The following is a 16,153-nucleotide window of genomic DNA, read 5'->3' on the forward strand; positions in this document are numbered from 1 at the left end:
AGCGTCAGTGCGGCCGGGACGGCGGTGTGCCGCCGTCTGAGCCGCCCTTGCCCCGCAGCTTGCCCAGCGCGTCCTTGGCCTGTTGCCGCTTCTGCGGGTCCTTGGCCATTCGCTTTGCCTCGGAGATCATCCGCCTGCCCTGCGGGCTCTTCGCGAAACGGGCCACCTTGTTGAACAGCGATGCCATCGTGGTCCTCTCGGCGTGGCTCGATTGTCCGGTTCCGGGTCGAGTATCCAACGTAGCCCACCCCGCGTGCGGTTCCCGTCAGGACGCCAGTGGCGAGACGGTGATGCCGAGCGCGCCGGGGCCGACGTGCGCGCCGATCACCGTGCTGGCCTGGACCAGCATGATCTCGCCCAGCGCGGGGACCCGGTGGCGCAGCTGCTGGACCAATGTCAGCTCCCGGTCCGACGGCGTCGCGCACGCCACCGCGATGTCGACCTTGTGCTCGCCCGCGCGCCGTACCGCGAGGTCGGCGAGCTTGCCGAGAGCCCGTTTGGCTCCCGGAACGCGGGACAGTGGCGCGACCTCGCCGTTCTGCACCGTGAGCAGCGGTTTGATCGACAGCGCGGAGCCGAGCAGTGCCTGCGCGGCGCCGATCCGCCCGCCTCTGCGCAGGTACTCGAGGGTGTCGACGTAGATGAGCTCGCTGCTCGCCCTGACCCTGCGGTCGGCGACCTCCATCACGCGCTGCACCTGCCCGCCCGCGGCGGCGGTGCGGGCAGCGGAGAGCGCGGCGAAGCCAAGGCTCATGCTCGTCGTGCCGCTGTCGAGCACGTACACGGGAACCTTGACCTGCTGCGCCGCCTCGCGCGCCGCGTCGATGGTGCCCGAGAGCTTGCTGGAGATGTGCAGGCTGACGATGGCGTCGGCGCCCGCGCTCACGGCGTCCTGGTAGGCCCAGAAGAAGGCGCCGGGGTCCGGCGGTCTCGTGCTGACGGTGCGCCCCGCGCGCAGCATCTCGATCAACTCGGCCCGGTCGAACCGGCCTTCGTCGTCGATCCGGTCGCCGGCCACGAGCTGGACCTGGACGACGGAGATGCCCCACTGGGCCGCCAGCTGTTCGGGGATACAGGCGGTCGAGTCGGTGATCACTGCAACGGGCACGTCCCGGAGGCTAACCCCTGCTTCCACCCATTAGAAGTAGTCTCTTGCGACTTTCGGCGGCGGGTCGAGCACTCGTCGTAGCCTTCCTGCAATGGTCCCGTTATTGGGACTATGGTCCCAGTAAGTCGCGAATCCAGGTGAACGCCGTCACCTCGGGGCGCCAACCACGGGATTTGCGAATAATCTACCGCCCAGTAACGCCCTGCGTGCGCCTAAGGAGATCCATGACCAACATCGTTGTCCTGGTCAAGCAGGTGCCGGACACGTACTCGGAGCGCAAGCTCTCCGACAGTGACCACACCCTGGACCGGGAGTCCGCAGACGCGGTGATCGACGAGATCAACGAGCGCTCCGTGGAGGAGGCGCTCAAGATCAAGGAGGCCGGTGAGGGCGAGGTGACCGTCCTGTCCGTCGGTCCCGACCGCGCCACCGACGCCATCCGCAAGGCCCTGTCGATGGGCGCCGACAAGGCGATTCACGTCTCCGACGAATCGCTGCACGGCTCCGACATGGTGGCCACCGCCAAGGTCATCGCCGCCGCGCTCGGCAAGGTCGACTCGTACGACCTGGTGATCGCCGGTAACGAGGCCTCGGACGGCCGCGGCGGTGCCATCCCCGCGATGCTCGCCGAGCTGCTCGGCGTCCCGCAGCTGACCCACGCGCGTCAGGTGACGGTCGAGGGGACCAGCATCAAGGTCGACCGCGAGACCGAGGACGGCATCACGCACGTCGAGGCGAGCCTGCCCGCCGTCGTGAGCGTCACCGAGAAGATCAACGAGCCGCGGTACCCCTCGTTCAAGGGCATCATGGCCGCCAAGAAGAAGCCGGTGGAGACCCTCACCGTCGCCGACCTGGGTGTCGACGCGGGCGAGGTCGGCCTCGGCAGCGCCTGGTCCACCGTGCTGGAGGCCTCGCCGAAGCCCCCGCGCACCGCGGGCCAGCGAGTCGAGGACGAGGGTGACGGTGGCTCGAAGGTCGCCGAGTACCTGGTCGGCCAGAAGCTCATCTGAGACAAGGAGACGAACTCATGGCTGAAGTACTGGTGCTCGTCGACCACGTCGACGGTGAGGTCAAGAAGGTCACCTACGAGCTGCTGACCGCCGCCCGCGCCCTCGGCGAGCCGTCCGCGGTCGTCGTCGGCGCTCCCGGTACGGCGGGCAAGGTGAAGGACTCGCTGGCGTCCTACGGCGCCGCGAAGGTCTACGTCGCCGAGTCCGACGACGCGAACGGCTACCTCGTTACCCCGAAGGTCGACGCGCTGTCGGCTGTCGCGGAGCAGGCTTCGCCCGCCGCTGTGCTCGTGGCCGCCACGTCCGAAGGCAAGGAGGTCGCGGGCAGGCTCGCGATCCGCCTCGGTGGCGGGCTGCTCGTCGACGCGGTCGGCATCAACTCCGACGGCTCGGTGGACCAGTCCATCTTCGGTGGCGCCTTCTCCGTGAAGGCCAAGGCCGCCAAGGGCACCCCGGTGATCTCGGTCCGCCCCGGCGGCGTCGAGGCCGAGGCCGCCGACGGCGCCGCGGCCGAGGAGACCGTGTCGCTGCCCGCGGTGGACGCCGCCAAGTCCGCGAAGATCACCGGCGTCGAGCCGGTCGTCGGCGGGGACCGCCCCGAGCTCACCGAGGCGTCGATCGTCGTCTCCGGTGGTCGCGGTGTCGGCTCCGCGGAGAAGTTCGACGTCATCGAGAAGCTGGCCGACTCGCTCGGCGCGGCCGTCGGCGCCTCGCGTGCCGCGGTGGACTCCGGCTACTACCCGGCCCAGTTCCAGGTGGGCCAGACCGGTAAGACCGTGTCGCCGCAGCTGTACGTCGCGCTGGGCATCTCCGGCGCGATCCAGCACCGCGCGGGCATGCAGACCTCGAAGACCATCGTCGCGGTGAACAAGGACGCCGAGGCGCCGATCTTCGAGATCGCCGACTTCGGTGTGGTGGGCGACCTGTTCAACGTCGCCCCGCAGCTCACCGACGAGGTCGCCAAGCGCAAGGGCTGACCGCTCCCGGCTGACCTGAAGTGAAGGGCACCTTTACCGCGTTCAACGCAGTAAAGGTGCCCTTCACCGCGTTCGGGGTGGCCACAGTGAGGCTGAGAAAATCCTGAGAACTCGCTATTAACTCATTGTGCAGCCTTCGGTCACGGCCGGAGCCCTTCGTGGTTTCCCTCGCGGCGCGACCATTCGGGGCATGACGAGGTCGCAGCTTCTGGTGAGCACAGACCGGACGGGCGAGGGGACGGCGAAGTACTCGCTGCTCGTCGCCAACGACAACGACGAGGTCCTGGCCGCCCAGCGGCTCCGGTACCGGGTGTTCGCCGAGGAGATGGGCGCCACGCTCGAGTCCAGCCAGGCGGGCATCGACGACGACCACTTCGACCAGTTCTGTGACCACCTCGTCGTCACCGACGACAGCACCGGCGAGATCGTCGGCACCTACCGGATGCTTCCGCCCGGCCGCGTCGGCCAGGCTGGCAAGCTCTACGCGGACACCGAGTTCGACCTGACCAACCTGGCCGGGTTGCGCTCGTCCCTGGTCGAGACCGGCCGTTCGTGCGTCGACGCCGCCCACCGCAGCGGAGCTGTCGTGGGCCTGGTGTGGGCGGGCATCGCGCGCTACATGCTGTTGTCCGGGCACCGCTACCTGGTGGGCTGCGCGTCGGTTCCGCTCGACGACGGCGGCAGCACCGCGGCCGGGGTCTGGGACCTGGTCAGGACCAGGCACTACGCCGACGAGGCACACCGGGTCACCCCGCTGCGGCCGTGGGAGTGCGACGACATCGCCCGGCCCGCGCGGCCCGTGCTTCCCCCGCTGTTGAGGGGATACGTCCGGCTGGGCGCGCAGGTGTGCGGTCCGCCCGCGCACGACCCCGCGTTCGGCGTCGCCGACTTCTTCGTGCTGCTCGACCTGCAGCGGATGGACGCGCGCTACCTCAAGTTCTTCCTCGGGACGCAGCCGTGAGCCACGCCTGGATGCCCGCTTCGCCGTGCGGCGACGGATGCCTGACGCCCGGCGCGCCCGCCGTCGGCGTGGCGCGCAGGACGGCGCGGCTGTGCGCCGCCATCGGGGTGGTGTTCGCCGCGCTGCTCATCGCTCCGCTGCTCGTGGTGCTGCCGGGGCGGCAGCGCGTCGTGCGGCTCGTCTTCCGCGGTGTGCTCGCCGCGTTCGGCGTGCGGCTCGTGGTGCACGGCAGCCTCGACGGTGAGGGACGTGGCGCGCTCGTGGTGAACAACCACGTCTCGTGGCTCGACATCGTCGGCGTCAGCGCGGTGCGCCCGATGCGCGCGCTCGCGAAGAAGGAGATCGCGAGCTGGCCGGTGCTCGGCGGGCTGGTTTCCCGATCCGGCAACATCTTCCTCGACCGCGAGCGACTGTCCACATTGCCCTCGACGGTGGCGGAGCTCGCCGAGTCGCTGCGCGCGGGCTCGCTCGTGAACGTGACGCCGGAGGGCACCACGTGGTGCGGCCGCGCGTCGGGCCGGTTCCGTCCCGCGGCGTTCCAGGCGGCGATCGACGGTGGTGTGCCCGTGCGTCCGGTGGCGCTGCGCTACCGGCTCGCCGACGGCAGGGAGACCACACTGCCCGCGTTCATCGGCCCCGAGTCGCTGATCGCCTCGCTGTCGCGGGTCGCGCGCCTGCGCGGGCTGGTGCTCGAGGTGTTCGTGTGCCCGGAGATCGCACCGGGCCGCGCCGCGGACCGCCGCGAGCTGGCCGCGCTGGCCGAGGCCGCCGTCCACTCCGCACTCGGTACCTCCGGAATGCTGCCGAGGATCCCGGTCGCCCCGGCGGTCAGGCCGGATCTTCCTCTGCGCACGTGAGCTTGCGGATCACGTCCACCAGCATCGTGGTGAGCTCCTCGAACAGGGCCGCGCCCTCGGTGCCGCTGGCCTCGATCCGCTCGGTGTCCACGAGCTCCGGCCGTTCCGCGAGCAGGAGCGAGGTCTCGTAGCGGCGCGCGTCGCCCTCGGGGCGGTCGAGGTCGACGCGGACGAGCCGCTGTCCGCAGCGGCGTTGCACCACGTCGGCCGCCCGGTCCAACGCGGCCAGGTGGGCCTGTTCGTGGTGGCTGTTGACCACGACGATGCGGGGGAGTCCCTGGCCCGCGAGCGCGGTGCACACGTCCACCACGAGGCCCTGCAACGTCTCGGGGCTGATCGGCACGGCGCCCGACGGCACGGGACCTGGCCGGGCCACGCCGTAGGACAGGGCGGGCAGCACCAGCGCGCGGACGTGCTCGTCGCCTGCCAGCCTGGCCGCGGCGCGTTCGCACATACCCGTGGCGATGAGCCGATCGGTGCAGACCGGGGAGTGCGAGCCGTGCGGTTCGACCGCGCCGACCGGCAGCAGCAACACCGGTGATCGCGTGCCGTCTCGCACAGCTTTTACCTGCGGAGACGAGAGCTCGGCGAAGTACACGGCACTTAAGCTACTCAGCATGAGCGAGAGCGACCAGCACGCTGCGCTGACCTACACCTCCTATTTGGCGCTGCCCGAGGTGCTCGGCGCGCAGCGGCCGCGCTCGGCCGAACACGACGAGCTGTTGTTCATCGTCATCCACCAGGTGTACGAGCTGTGGTTCAAACAGCTGCTGCACGAGCTCGAGTACCTGCAGCGGCGGCTGGAGCACGGCGACACCCCGCACGCGGTGCGCACGCTGCGCCGAGTGCTGACGATCCTCAAGGTCGTGGTGGCCCAGATCGACGTGCTGGAGACGATGACCCCGAGCCAGTTCACGAGCTTCCGGGCGCGCCTCGACGCGGCGAGTGGCTTCCAGTCGGGGCAGTTCCGCGAGCTGGAGGCCGTGCTCGGCAGGCGCGATCCCGTCGTGGCCGAGCACTACCCGCCCGGTAGCGAGGCGCGCGAGCGAGTCGCCGCCGCGATGACGCGCCCCTCGCTGTTCGACTCGTTCCTCACCTACCTGCGAGTGCAGGGCTACGAGGCGCCGCCTCGGCCCGACGTGAGCGCTCCACTCACGCCCTCGCGAGAGGTACAGGCCACTCTGCTGCGCGTCTACCGCGACGACGGCGGAGAGGCCTCGGTGTGCGAGCACCTCGTGGACCTCGACGAGGGAGTGCAGGAATGGCGGTACCGCCACGTCAAGATGGTCGAGCGGACCATCGGCGACAAGCCCGGTACGGGTGGCTCCTCGGGAGCGGCCTACCTGCGGACCACCCTGTCGCCGCCGATGTTTCCCGACCTGTGGGCGGTGCGAGCCGAGCTCTAGCCGAAGCGGCCCCCACAGCCGGCGAACCTGGCCGAAGCGGTGGCTTTTCCGCGAGGGCGAGCCTAAGTTGAGCCTCAGCGGTGATCAGCGCGAGACGACCTCTCTCGCCGGTCCCCGCGACACAACCGACAGCGCCGCCGGCCGCGTCCACAAGCCGTGAGCCGGGGATGACAAGGGAGTCACCACCGTGACCGAAGGTGTATTCGGCCGCGAAAGCGGTCATGAGCAGGTTGTCTTCTGCCACGACGCCCACACCGGGCTCAAGGCGATCATCGCGGTGTACTCGACCGCGCTCGGGCCCGCGCTCGGCGGGACCCGCTTCCACCACTACGCCTCGGAAGCCGACGCACTCGACGACGTGCTCGCGCTGTCCAAGGGCATGGCCTACAAGAACGCGCTCGCGGGGCTCGACCTCGGCGGCGGCAAGGCCGTGATCATCGGAGACCCGGAGACCGTCAAGTCCGAGGCGCTGCTGCGCGCCTACGGCCGGTTCGTGCAGTCACTCGGCGGCCGCTACATCACCGCGTGCGACGTCGGCACCTACGTGCGCGACATGGACGTCATCGCGCGCGAGACCCGCTTCGTCACCGGCCGCTCCCGCGACGACGGTGGTGCGGGCGACTCCTCCGTGCTCACCGCCTACGGCGTCTACCAGGGCATGCGCGCCTCCGCCGAGCGGGTGTGGGGCACACCGGACCTGCGCGGCAGGCGGGTCGGCATCGAGGGCGTCGGCAAGGTCGGGCACCTGCTCGCTGGCCACCTGGTGGAGGCGGGCTGCGACGTCGTGGTGACCGACGTCAGCGACCGCGCCATCGAGCGCGTGGAGGCCGCCTATCCCAGCGTCGACGTGGTGGCCGACGCCGGCGCGCTCATGCGCTCGGACCTCGACGTCTTCGCGCCGTGCGCCCTCGGCGGGGTGCTCGACGACGACACGGTGCCCGCCCTGCGCGCGAAGGTCGTGTGCGGCGCGGCCAACAACCAGCTCGCCCACCCTGGCGTCGAGAAACTGCTGGCGGAGCGCGACATCTTGTTCGCGCCCGACTACCTGGTCAACGCGGGCGGCGTCATCCAGGTGAGCGACGAGCTGCACGGGTTCGACTTCGAACGGGCCAAGCGCAAGACCACCGCGCTCTACGACACGGCCAAGGCGGTGTTCGCGCTGGCTGCCGACGAGGGCGTGCCGCCGGCGACCGCGGCCGACCGGCTCGCCGAGCGCCGCATCGCCGAGATCTCGCGGCTGAGGTCGATCCACACGGTGTGACCCCGGCGGCCGCCAGACGAACACGAGGCCCCCGGCTCCGCTCTCGCGGTGGTTCCGGGGGCCTCGTGTTCGTCTGTGGTGTGTCTGTGGCTCAGCCGCTCTTGCGGCGGAAGGTGCGCTTGTGAGCCGCGGGGCCGTGGGCGTGGTTCACCTTGGAGCCGACGTCCTCGTGCGCCGAGCCCGCCTTCGCCTTGGCCTGCTTGCGTTCCAGCGCCTCCCGGAACCGTCGCTTGACGTCGTCCTCGGGAGCGTCGCTGTCCTTCGACGGAGCTGAGTCGGTCATGGAACCTCCCGGATCGGACGAAAGCCGTGCGTCACTCAGCCTGGCAGGCTCGAGCGCGCACGGCTACTCGTTTTCCGGTCGGGAACGTGCCCGGCTCAGTCGCCGCGCTTGCCCTTGCAGACGATGTTGTTCTGCGGGTTGTACTTGACGGTCCTGGATTCCTCGCTCACGACGTTGCCGGTGCCGGCCTGGCGCATGATGCGAGTGTCGGTGACCGTGAAGCCCGGCGAACCGCTGCTCTCGTGGCAGTTTTCCTTGGGGCCTTCCTTGGTCTCCGGATCCACGAAGTTGGTCCGGTCGCCCGTCACCGACTCCACGTCGTAGCGCTTGGTGCCCCACAGCTTGATCGTGATGTCCGATTCGGTCCACACCGTCTGGATGGCCACGCCCGTGTCGCTGTCGTTGGTGAACGCGATGTCGATGACGCTGGAGCCGTCGGGGTTCTGGAACACCGTCGCCTCGCGGCCCTCGGGGTAGCGGCTGATGTAGTAGCTGTGCTCCTGGTGACCCGCGTCCTTCATGCCCGCGAAGTAGTAGGCGTTGTAGAGCGTGGTGGCGAACTGCGAGATGCCACCGCCGACGGCCTCGCCGGGCGCGCCGTCCTCGATGATGCCCGCGGGCACGTAGCCCTCGGCCTCGGTGCGCGGACCGGTGTGGTTGTTGAGGCTGAACGTCTCGCCTGGCTTCACGATCGCGCCGTTGACCTCGTCGGCCACCGTGCGGATGTTGACGCCCGAGTCGGGCTTGAAGCCGCCCGTCGTGAACTCGCCGATGACCTCCTTGACGCCGAGCTGGTTGGCGTCGTCGGTGGTGATCTCGGCGGGCTTCTTCTCGTACTCCGCCGTCAGCTCACGGCTGTCGTCCTTCTTGAGGATCTCGAGCAGCGGCTTCAGCGTGACGTCCCACTTGATCTTGTTGCCGTCCTCGGAGGGCACGACCGTCGGGGCGCCGCTGTCGAAGACGATCTCGGCGTCCTTGCCTTCCTTCTCGGTGCCAGCGAGGTCGGGCCCGACGCCCTCGACGATCTTCTTCTGATCGATCTTGGGCACGAGCTTGCCGTCCTCCGCGGCGAACGAGAGCCCGGCCGCGATCTCCTCCGGCTCGAGCGTGCCGTCGGCACCTTCGCCGCGGACGATCACGGGGCTGGCGACGGCGGGCTCCGCGATGTCCTTCAGCGCCGCCTGCACGGCTTCCTCGGTGATGGTCACCGGCGTGCTCTGGACGGGCAGGTTCAACGGCGTGCCGGACGCCCACCCTCCGAGGATCCTGCGCTGCGCCGCGGGGCCGTCGAGCTCCTGGCCGTCCTTCGGCTCGACGGCCTTCGCCGTCGCGCCCTCGAAGACGACGTTGCCCTCGACCGGCTTCTCGTTGACGCGGTTCTTGAGCCCGGTCATGGCGTTCTCGAGCTGGTTCGGCTCGGCCTCGGTGACCACGCCGACCTCGCGGTCGCTGAAGAACGACCCGATGCGCGTGAACGGGTTCAGCGGCTGGTCGCCTGCCTGGTCGAGCGTCTCCGTCCAGTTCAGCCGGAGCCCGGCCTCCCTCGGGTCGAAGGAGTCCTCGACGTCGCCGGCGGTGTAGCGCACGGGCTGGGTCAGCCGCGGCTCGAGCTCGGAGCGCAGCTTCTCCTCGGCCTGCGAGTGGCTGAGGCCACCGACCTCGACGCCGGCGACGATGACGCCACGCGGGACGTCACCGCTGGTGACCAGCAGGTCTGCGAAGTAGGCGACCGCGAGCACGCCGACGACCGCGCCACCGATGAGCATCGGCTTGCGGAACCGGCCCTTGCCCTTGTCGCCCTGCTCCCCGGCGCCGTCCCCCGGCGGGCCTGGCGGAGTCACCGCGATCTGCTGCGTGGGAAAATCATGGGCGCCCTGCTGTGGCGCGATGTGCTGCGTGACCTCGTTCGCGTTGTGCCCGCCGCCTGGATGCGCGGGAACTACCGGCAGCACATCGGTCTGCTCGGCGTGCGACTCGGGCCACTGGCGATCCTGTGGCAAGACAACCCCTCCACGTCCGGCGGTGCGGGCCAGGACTCGCGTCAAGATAGTTGCCGCCACCGGCCTTCCCGCACTCGCCCCCCTGGCCCCCGTTCCCGGGATCTGCGCAGGTGGTCAGCAACTTTTGCGCCATCCGGGTGACGGGTAACCGCCTGCCGGTGCAGATGTAGCGATTCGGTCTCGATTGCCGTCCGGCGCTACGCTGAGCTGCGCAAAAAGAGGGGATTCGGGCATGCGACTGCTCATCATCGCCGACACCCACCTGCCGCAGCGGGCCAAGCGCCTGCCCGAGCTGGTGTGGAACGAGGTCGCCGAGGCCGACGTCGTGGTGCACGCGGGCGACTGGGTGAGCGCTGACCTGCTCGACGAGCTGGAGCGGCGTTCCCGCAGGCTGATCGCCGTCTTCGGCAACAACGACGGCGCCCAGCTCCGGCGGCGCTTGCCCGAGGTCGCGCGGGCGGAGCTGGAGGGCCTGCGGCTTGCCGTGGTGCACGAGACGGGCGCCGCGAAGGGCAGGGAACAGCGCTGTGCCCGCGACTTTCCCGACACCGACGTGCTCGTCTTCGGGCACAGTCACATTCCGTGGGACTCCGTCGCCGACGGTGGACTCCGGCTGCTCAACCCCGGCTCGCCGACCGACCGCCGCAGGCAGCCGTACTGCACCTACCTGACGGCGACCGTCAATGCCGGTGCGCTCGCCGACGTCGAACTGCACGAGCTGCCGCGGAGGTGACCGGATGCCGATGGACCCGGTGAAGGTGCTGAAGCAGATCGCGCTGCACCTGGAGCGCGCGGGCGAGCCCAGCTATCGCGTGCGGGCCTTCCGCAGGGCGGCCTCGGTGGCCGACGAGCTGCCGGAGGGCGAGCTCGCCGAGCGCGCGGACAAGGGCACGCTGACGCAGCTGAGCGGCATCGGCAAGTCCACCGCCGCCGTGATCGTGGATGCACTGGCGGGTCGTGAGCCCGCCTACCTGACCGACCTCGAGTCGCGTGGTGCTCCCGGCATCCCCGACGGCGGGGCGCTGCACGCCGCGTTGCGCGGCGACTGCCACACCCACTCCGACTGGTCAGACGGCGGCAGCCCGATCGGCGAGATGGCCGAGGCCGCCAGGGCGCTCGGGCACGAGTACGTGGTGCTGACGGACCACTCGCCGCGGCTCACGGTCGCGAACGGGCTGAGCGCGGAGCGGCTGCGCAGGCAGCTTGACCTCGTGCGCGAGCTCAACGCCGAGCTGGCACCCTTTCGCATCCTCACCGGAATCGAGGTGGACATCCACGCCGACGGCACGCTCGACCAGGAACCGGAGCTGCTCGCCGAGCTCGACGTGGTGGTGGCGAGCGTGCACTCGCTGTTGCGCATGCCCGCCGCCGAGATGACCGAGCGGATGCTCACGGCGGTGGCGAACCCGCGGGTGAACGTGCTCGGGCACTGCACGGGCCGTCTCGTCACCGGCAGGGGCAGGCCGGAATCGCAGTTCGACGCCGAGGCCGTGTTCACCGCGTGCCGCGACAACGACGTCGCCGTGGAGATCAACTCCCGGCCCGAGCGGCTCGACCCGCCGCGCAGGCTGCTGCGGCTCGCCAAGGAGCTCGGCTGCCGGTTCTCGATCGACAGCGACGCGCACGCGCCGGGACAGCTCGGCTGGCTGCCGTTCGGGTGCGTGCGCGCCACCGAATGCGGCGTCGGGGCCGCGGACGTGGTGAACGCCATGAACGCCGATGACCTGGTCTCCTGGGCCGCCGGCGGCTGACCACCGGCTGGGACGCGTTTACAAACAGGTACGGGCGTACTAGAACAGTGTCGTGACGCGGCCGCAGGTACTCCCCGGGAAGCCGGAGTCGCCGTTGCGGCACCGGAACTTCCGACTCGTTCTCCTTGCCTCCGCGGCCGCCTTCTCCGGCTACTCGCTGCTGCTGCCCGTCGTGCCGCTGTGGGCCGTCCGGCAGGGCGCGGGCGCGTTCACCGCGGGAGCGGCCACCGGCGTGTTCATGGCCAGCACCGTGCTCGCGCAGTTCGCCACGTCCGCGCTCGTCCGGCGCCACGGCTACCGCGCGGTGATGGTCTGGGGCGCGCTATTCCTCGGCGTGCCGACCCCGTTGCTGATCCCGTCGGTCGAGGGCTGGGAGATCCTGGGCATCTCGCTGCTGCGCGGCATCGGTTTCGGCCTGCTCACCGTGTGCGGCAGCGCGCTCATCGCCGAGCTGCTGCCCTCGCGCTCGGTCGCCAAGGGCTCGGGGCTCTACGGTCTCGCCGCCGGGGTGCCGCAGCTCGCGGGGCTCCCCATCGGCACGGCTGTCGCCGAACAGTGGGGCTTCGCCCCGGTGTTCGTGCTCGCGACGGTGCTGCCGCTGTGCGCGCTCGGGCCGCTCCTGCTGCTGCCGACGCTGCCGCCCCGGCACGAACCGGGAGCCGGCGCCGGGCTCGGTGCGCTCGTCGGCGCCACGTGGAAACCGTGGCTGCCGATGCTCGCGGTCTCTACGGGCTTCGGTGCGCTCGCGACGTTCCTGCCCATCGTGGTGACCTCACCGGCCTCAGCCGTGGCGCTGTTCGTCGCACCCTGCGTGGCGATGCTGTCGCGCTGGGCCGCCGGGCACGTCGGCCACCGGGTCGCGGGCCCGGGGCGGATGCTGCCCGCGGGGCTCGCCGTCGCCACCGTCGGACTCGCGGGCTTCGCGCTCCTGGCCGATCACGGCGTGCTCGCGATCATCTCCGTTGGTGTCTTCGGGCTCGGCTTCGGAGTGGTGCAGAACGACGCGCTGGTGGCGATGTTCGCCCGCGCCCGCGCGGGAGCGGCGAGCGTAGCGTGGAACGTCGCCTTCGACGCGGGACAGGGCCTCGGCGCCGTCGCCGTGGGCGCCGTCGTGTCGCTGACGAGCTTCGGCGCGGCCTTCGGCCTGCTCGCGCTCGCGGCCGCGGCGCTGCTGCCGGTCGCCGTGCTCGCCAGGCGCGCCGGTTAACCTGGACGCGTGCCTCGAGTAGCGATCCTGGACTACGGGTCCGGCAACCTCCGTTCCGCCGAACGCGCCGTGCAGCGGGCAGGCGCCGACGTCGAGGTGACGGCCGATCCGCACACCGCACTGGAGGCCGACGGCCTGGTGGTGCCGGGCGTCGGTGCGTTCGCCGCGTGCATCGAGGGCCTGCTCGCCGTCGGTGGCGAGAAGATCATCGGCACCCGGCTCGCGGGCGGGCGGCCCGTGCTGGGCATCTGCGTCGGCATGCAGATCCTGTTCGAGCGTGGCGTCGAACACGACGTCGAGGCCGAGGGCACCGGCGAGTGGCCCGGCATCGTCGACCGGCTCCACGCCGACGTGCTGCCGCACATGGGCTGGAACACCGTGCGCGCGCCCGCCGACTCGCAGCTGTTCGCCGGACTGGACCCCGACACGCGCTTCTACTTCGTGCACTCCTACGCCGCGCGTTCCTGGCAGCTGGAGTCCGAGCTCGCCGGGCAGCAGCCCACGGTGACGTGGGGCCACCACGGCGAGGACTTCGTCGCCGCGGTGGAGAACGGCCCGCTGTGGGCCACGCAGTTCCACCCCGAGAAGTCCGGCGACGCCGGAGCACACCTGCTGCGGAACTGGCTGCGCACCCTCTGAGCCCAGCGCGGACGGCGGTTTTTATAGTGGCCTGGTGACCTTCACTCTCCTTCCCGCCGTTGACGTCGCCGATGGACAGGCGGTTCGCCTCGTCCAGGGCGAGGCCGGCACCGAGACCTCCTACGGCTCGCCGCTCGAAGCGGCACTGCAGTGGCAGCGCGACGGCGCGGAGTGGATCCATCTGGTCGACCTCGACGCCGCGTTCGGCAAGGGCTCCAACCGTGAGCTGCTGGCCGAGGTGGTCGGCAAGCTCGACGTGCAGGTGGAGCTCTCCGGTGGCATCCGCGACGACGCGTCGCTCGCCGCCGCGCTCGCCACGGGTGCTCGCAGGGTGAACCTCGGTACCGCCGCGCTGGAGGACCCGGTGTGGAGCGCCAAGGTGGTGGCCGAGCACGGCGACCGCGTCGCGATCGGCCTCGACGTGCGCATCACCGAGGCGGGCCACCGTCTCGCCGCGCGCGGCTGGACCCAGGACGGCGGCGACCTCTGGGAGGTGCTCGACCGGCTCGACCGCGACGGCGCCCAGCGCTACGTCGTCACCGACGTCAGCAAGGACGGAACGCTGCGCGGCCCGAACCTCGAGCTGCTGCGCGAGGTCACCGCCCGCACCGACGCACCCGTCATCGCCTCCGGCGGAGTGTCCAGTGTGGACGACCTCGTCGCGCTGGCCGGGCTGGCCGGCGAGGGCGTCGAGGGCTCCATCGTCGGCAAGGCGCTGTACGCGGGCGCGTTCACGCTGCCCGAGGCGCTGGCCGCGGTCGCCGCGGTCTGATCACCCGCTCACTCGTCGAGTGCCACCGCGATTCCGACGGTGCGCTGCGAGCCGCCCCGCAGGCGGCTGAAGAACATCGTGATCGTGCCGCTGAGGCCGTACTTGCGCGCGATGACCCTGCGGACGCGCTCGGACGCGTCGTCGTCGAGGATCCGCGCCACACCGGTGACGGTGGCGCCGTGGGTGGCCCTGCCCCTGAGGTCGCATGCCACCACCTCGACGTGCGGCTCGCGCCGGATCCGCTTCACCTTGCCCGCGGTGCGCCCGCTGAACAGCACGAGCTCGCCGTCGTCCTCCGCGGCCCAGACCGGAGTCGGCACGGCGTCGCCCGACTTGCGGAAGGTGGTCAGCTGCACGTACTTCTCGTCGGCCAGTCGGCGCAGTTCGGCTCCCATCTGATCAACGTAGCCCGGTGTCGCTGAGAACGAGCTACGGCGTGCGCCTGCGCAGCGTCGCGGCGCCGAGGACGAGTGCGAGCAGCGCGCTGCCTGCCACGACGGCCAGATCACGCACCAGAGTGCCGTCGAACTCGGCCGAGTGCGTGACGCGGTCGAGTGCGTCCACCGCGTACGACAGCGGCAGCACGTCGGAGATCCAGCTCAGCAGCAGGCCCATCTCGTCGCGCGGCTGCAACAGCCCGCACAGCAGGAACTGCGGCAGCACGACGACGGGCATGAACTGGACGGCCTGGAACTCGGTCCGGGCGAACGCGCTGACGAACAGCCCGAGCGCCATGCCGAGCAGGGCGTCGAGCACGGCCACCAGCAACAGCAGCCAGACCGAGCTCGCGACGTCGAGCCCGAGCCACGTCACCGACACCAGCGCGGCGAGCGCGACCTGGACCACGGCGAGCAGCCCGAACGCCAGCGCGTAGCCCAGCAGCAGGTCGAGCTTGGCGATGGGCATCGTCATCAGCCGCTCGAGCGTGCCCGACGTGCGCTCGCGCAGCGTCGTCACGGAGGTGATCAGGAACATCAGCGTGAAGGGAAAGATCCCGAGCAGCGCGGGTGCGATGCCGCCGAACTGCTCGGGCGAGTTGAACACGAAACGCAACAACACCATCAGCAGGGTCGGCACCACGAGCAGCAGCACGACGGTGCGGGGATCGTGTCGCAGCTGGGTGAGGATTCGCCGGTTCGTGGCGAGCGTGACCGAGGCGCTCATCGCGACGCTCCCTGCCGTACCAGGAACAGGAAGGCCTGTTCGAGGTCCGGTGTTCCGGTGCGGCGGAGCAGTTCGTCCGGCTCGTCGTGGGCGAGCAGCGCACCCTCGCGCATCAGCAGCAGCCGTTCGCAGCGGGAGGCCTCGTCGAGCACGTGACTGGAGACGAGCAGTGTCGTGCCGCGTGCGGCGAGCCTGCCGAACAACGTCCAGAGCTCGTCGCGCAGCAGTGGGTCGAGCCCCACGGTCGGCTCGTCGAGCACGAGCAGCTCCGGTGCGCCGAGCAGGGCCACCGCGAGGTTGGCCCTGCTGCGTTCGCCTCCGGACAGCGTGCCGATGAGCGCGTCCGCGTGGTCACCGAGCGCGACCTCAGCGACCACTCTGTCCACATCGGACTTCGGTGCGCGGAGCACGGCGGCGAAGTACCGCAGCGCCTCGGCGACCGTGAGATCCGGGTACTCGGCAGGATTCTGCGTCGCGTAGCCGATCCGGCCGCGCAGCTCCCGGCTGCCCGCGGGCTCGCCGAGCACGGTGACCGTGCCCGTCGTGAGCATCTGAACGCCGACGATCGCGCGCAGCAACGTGGTCTTGCCGCACCCGCTCGGCCCGAGCAGTCCCGTGACGCTGCCGCGGGCGATCTCGCAGTCGATGCCGCGCAGCACCTCCCTGCCGCCGTGACGTACCCGCAGTCCTGCCACCGAGACCACCGAATCGGCCATGCGGTTAATTCTGCGAGCGTTGAGTTCTCGCTGTCAACGAA

General features: G+C 70.6%; 19 protein-coding genes. 11 read left to right on the plus strand and 8 right to left on the minus strand.

Annotated elements, in window-relative coordinates:
- Positions 1 to 4 precede the first annotated feature (4 nt).
- Together JHE00_RS17350 and JHE00_RS17355 are read right to left on the minus strand one after the other, a co-directional pair.
- Positions 5 to 187 (minus strand): hypothetical protein, encoded by a 183-nt coding sequence (locus JHE00_RS17350; protein WP_200319083.1) that lies wholly within the window; start codon positions 185 to 187, stop codon positions 5 to 7.
- Between the two features lie 78 nt (positions 188 to 265).
- Entirely contained in the window at positions 266 to 1,108 is an 843-nt protein-coding gene (locus JHE00_RS17355; protein ID WP_200319084.1) for a DegV family protein, read from the minus strand.
- 224 nt (positions 1,109 to 1,332) lie between these two features.
- On the opposite strand from JHE00_RS17355, the gene JHE00_RS17360 reads away from it, so the two are divergent.
- The 4 genes from JHE00_RS17360 to JHE00_RS17375 all read left to right on the plus strand — a co-directional run bounded on the left by JHE00_RS17360 (position 1,333) and on the right by JHE00_RS17375 (position 4,913).
- Positions 1,333 to 2,118 carry an electron transfer flavoprotein subunit beta/FixA family protein gene (locus JHE00_RS17360; protein WP_200319085.1) on the plus strand — a complete coding sequence of 262 codons (786 nt, stop codon included), beginning with the start codon at positions 1,333 to 1,335 and terminating at the stop codon, positions 2,116 to 2,118.
- Positions 2,119 to 2,135: 17 nt separating this feature from the next.
- Positions 2,136 to 3,095 (plus strand): electron transfer flavoprotein subunit alpha/FixB family protein, encoded by a 960-nt coding sequence (locus tag JHE00_RS17365; protein WP_200319086.1) that lies wholly within the window; start codon positions 2,136 to 2,138, stop codon positions 3,093 to 3,095.
- A gap of 190 nt (positions 3,096 to 3,285) precedes the next feature.
- Positions 3,286 to 4,056 carry a GNAT family N-acetyltransferase gene (locus JHE00_RS17370; protein WP_200319087.1) on the plus strand — a complete coding sequence of 257 codons (771 nt, stop codon included), beginning with the start codon at positions 3,286 to 3,288 and terminating at the stop codon, positions 4,054 to 4,056.
- Positions 4,053 to 4,913, plus strand: a complete 861-nt coding sequence (locus JHE00_RS17375; protein WP_200319088.1) for a lysophospholipid acyltransferase family protein — start codon at positions 4,053 to 4,055, stop codon at positions 4,911 to 4,913. Before JHE00_RS17370 ends, JHE00_RS17375 begins: the two co-directional genes overlap by 4 nt.
- Here JHE00_RS17375 and JHE00_RS17380 read toward each other — a convergent pair.
- Complete coding sequence (locus tag JHE00_RS17380; RefSeq protein WP_200319089.1) at positions 4,885 to 5,532, minus strand: creatininase family protein; 648 nt, start codon at positions 5,530 to 5,532, stop codon at positions 4,885 to 4,887. The two genes, JHE00_RS17375 and JHE00_RS17380, sit on opposite strands and share 29 nt — an antisense overlap.
- On the opposite strand from JHE00_RS17380, the gene JHE00_RS17385 reads away from it, so the two are divergent.
- Positions 5,531 to 6,319, plus strand: coding sequence for a tryptophan 2,3-dioxygenase (locus JHE00_RS17385; protein ID WP_200319090.1), 789 nt, complete (start codon positions 5,531 to 5,533; stop codon positions 6,317 to 6,319). The genes JHE00_RS17380 and JHE00_RS17385 overlap by 2 nt on opposite strands.
- Before the next feature lie 187 nt (positions 6,320 to 6,506).
- Positions 6,507 to 7,580: a Glu/Leu/Phe/Val dehydrogenase dimerization domain-containing protein gene (locus JHE00_RS17390; protein ID WP_200319091.1), complete on the plus strand. Its 1,074-nt coding sequence runs from the start codon at positions 6,507 to 6,509 to the stop codon at positions 7,578 to 7,580.
- A 91-nt stretch (positions 7,581 to 7,671) separates the two neighbouring features.
- Here the strand turns inward: JHE00_RS17390 and JHE00_RS17395 are convergent, their stop codons facing one another.
- Both JHE00_RS17395 and JHE00_RS17400 read right to left on the minus strand, forming a co-directional pair.
- Positions 7,672 to 7,863, minus strand: a complete 192-nt coding sequence (locus tag JHE00_RS17395) for a DUF5302 domain-containing protein (protein WP_200319092.1) — start codon at positions 7,861 to 7,863, stop codon at positions 7,672 to 7,674.
- 95 nt (positions 7,864 to 7,958) lie between these two features.
- Complete coding sequence (locus JHE00_RS17400; RefSeq protein WP_200319093.1) at positions 7,959 to 9,863, minus strand: VanW family protein; 1,905 nt, start codon at positions 9,861 to 9,863, stop codon at positions 7,959 to 7,961.
- Positions 9,864 to 10,095: 232 nt separating this feature from the next.
- On the opposite strand from JHE00_RS17400, the gene JHE00_RS17405 reads away from it, so the two are divergent.
- Genes JHE00_RS17405 through priA form a run of 5 tightly spaced genes read left to right on the plus strand, consistent with a single transcriptional unit; the run spans position 10,096 to position 14,232 of the window.
- Positions 10,096 to 10,596, plus strand: coding sequence for a metallophosphoesterase family protein (locus tag JHE00_RS17405; protein WP_200319094.1), 501 nt, complete (start codon positions 10,096 to 10,098; stop codon positions 10,594 to 10,596).
- Positions 10,597 to 10,606: 10 nt separating this feature from the next.
- A complete protein-coding gene (locus JHE00_RS17410) occupies positions 10,607 to 11,614 on the plus strand; it encodes a PHP domain-containing protein (RefSeq protein ID WP_200319381.1) in 1,008 nt (335 codons plus the stop codon).
- 52 nt (positions 11,615 to 11,666) lie between these two features.
- Positions 11,667 to 12,821 (plus strand): MFS transporter, encoded by a 1,155-nt coding sequence (locus tag JHE00_RS17415; protein ID WP_200319095.1) that lies wholly within the window; start codon positions 11,667 to 11,669, stop codon positions 12,819 to 12,821.
- Positions 12,822 to 12,830: 9 nt separating this feature from the next.
- A complete protein-coding gene (gene hisH / locus JHE00_RS17420; RefSeq protein ID WP_200319096.1) occupies positions 12,831 to 13,460 on the plus strand; it encodes an imidazole glycerol phosphate synthase subunit HisH in 630 nt (209 codons plus the stop codon).
- A 34-nt stretch (positions 13,461 to 13,494) separates the two neighbouring features.
- Positions 13,495 to 14,232: a bifunctional 1-(5-phosphoribosyl)-5-((5-phosphoribosylamino)methylideneamino)imidazole-4-carboxamide isomerase/phosphoribosylanthranilate isomerase PriA gene (gene priA, locus JHE00_RS17425; RefSeq protein WP_200319097.1), complete on the plus strand. Its 738-nt coding sequence runs from the start codon at positions 13,495 to 13,497 to the stop codon at positions 14,230 to 14,232.
- Between the two features lie 8 nt (positions 14,233 to 14,240).
- On the opposite strand, the gene JHE00_RS17430 is transcribed toward priA, so the two are convergent.
- The 3 genes from JHE00_RS17430 to JHE00_RS17440 are packed head-to-tail and all read right to left on the minus strand — an operon-like array spanning position 14,241 to position 16,112.
- Complete coding sequence (locus JHE00_RS17430; protein WP_200319098.1) at positions 14,241 to 14,627, minus strand: PPOX class F420-dependent oxidoreductase; 387 nt, start codon at positions 14,625 to 14,627, stop codon at positions 14,241 to 14,243.
- A gap of 34 nt (positions 14,628 to 14,661) precedes the next feature.
- Positions 14,662 to 15,396 carry an ABC transporter permease gene (locus JHE00_RS17435; protein WP_200319099.1) on the minus strand — a complete coding sequence of 245 codons (735 nt, stop codon included), beginning with the start codon at positions 15,394 to 15,396 and terminating at the stop codon, positions 14,662 to 14,664.
- On the minus strand, positions 15,393 to 16,112 hold the full coding sequence (locus tag JHE00_RS17440) for an ABC transporter ATP-binding protein (protein ID WP_200319100.1): 720 nt from the start codon (positions 16,110 to 16,112) through the stop codon (positions 15,393 to 15,395). Before JHE00_RS17440 ends, JHE00_RS17435 begins: the two co-directional genes overlap by 4 nt.
- Positions 16,113 to 16,153 lie beyond the last annotated feature (41 nt).

Origin of the sequence: Prauserella cavernicola (assembly GCF_016595675.1) — a bacterium.
GTDB classification, from domain to species: domain Bacteria; phylum Actinomycetota; class Actinomycetes; order Mycobacteriales; family Pseudonocardiaceae; genus Prauserella_A; species Prauserella_A cavernicola.

What these genes read in the sequence shown, in the direction of transcription:
- JHE00_RS17350 (WP_200319083.1), bottom strand. Translation starts at nt 187, where the DNA reads ATGGCATCGCTGTTCAACAAGGTGGCCCGTTTCGCGAAGAGCCCGCAG.
- JHE00_RS17360 (WP_200319085.1), top strand. Translation starts at nt 1,333, where the DNA reads ATGACCAACATCGTTGTCCTGGTCAAGCAGGTGCCGGACACGTACTCG.
- JHE00_RS17365 (WP_200319086.1), top strand. Translation starts at nt 2,136, where the DNA reads ATGGCTGAAGTACTGGTGCTCGTCGACCACGTCGACGGTGAGGTCAAG.
- JHE00_RS17370 (WP_200319087.1), top strand. Translation starts at nt 3,286, where the DNA reads ATGACGAGGTCGCAGCTTCTGGTGAGCACAGACCGGACGGGCGAGGGG.
- JHE00_RS17385 (WP_200319090.1), top strand. Translation starts at nt 5,531, where the DNA reads ATGAGCGAGAGCGACCAGCACGCTGCGCTGACCTACACCTCCTATTTG.
- JHE00_RS17380 (WP_200319089.1), bottom strand. Translation starts at nt 5,532, where the DNA reads ATGCTGAGTAGCTTAAGTGCCGTGTACTTCGCCGAGCTCTCGTCTCCG.
- JHE00_RS17395 (WP_200319092.1), bottom strand. Translation starts at nt 7,863, where the DNA reads ATGACCGACTCAGCTCCGTCGAAGGACAGCGACGCTCCCGAGGACGAC.
- JHE00_RS17405 (WP_200319094.1), top strand. Translation starts at nt 10,096, where the DNA reads ATGCGACTGCTCATCATCGCCGACACCCACCTGCCGCAGCGGGCCAAG.
- JHE00_RS17410 (WP_200319381.1), top strand. Translation starts at nt 10,607, where the DNA reads ATGGACCCGGTGAAGGTGCTGAAGCAGATCGCGCTGCACCTGGAGCGC.
- JHE00_RS17430 (WP_200319098.1), bottom strand. Translation starts at nt 14,627, where the DNA reads ATGGGAGCCGAACTGCGCCGACTGGCCGACGAGAAGTACGTGCAGCTG.
- JHE00_RS17435 (WP_200319099.1), bottom strand. Translation starts at nt 15,396, where the DNA reads ATGAGCGCCTCGGTCACGCTCGCCACGAACCGGCGAATCCTCACCCAG.
- JHE00_RS17440 (WP_200319100.1), bottom strand. Translation starts at nt 16,112, where the DNA reads ATGGCCGATTCGGTGGTCTCGGTGGCAGGACTGCGGGTACGTCACGGC.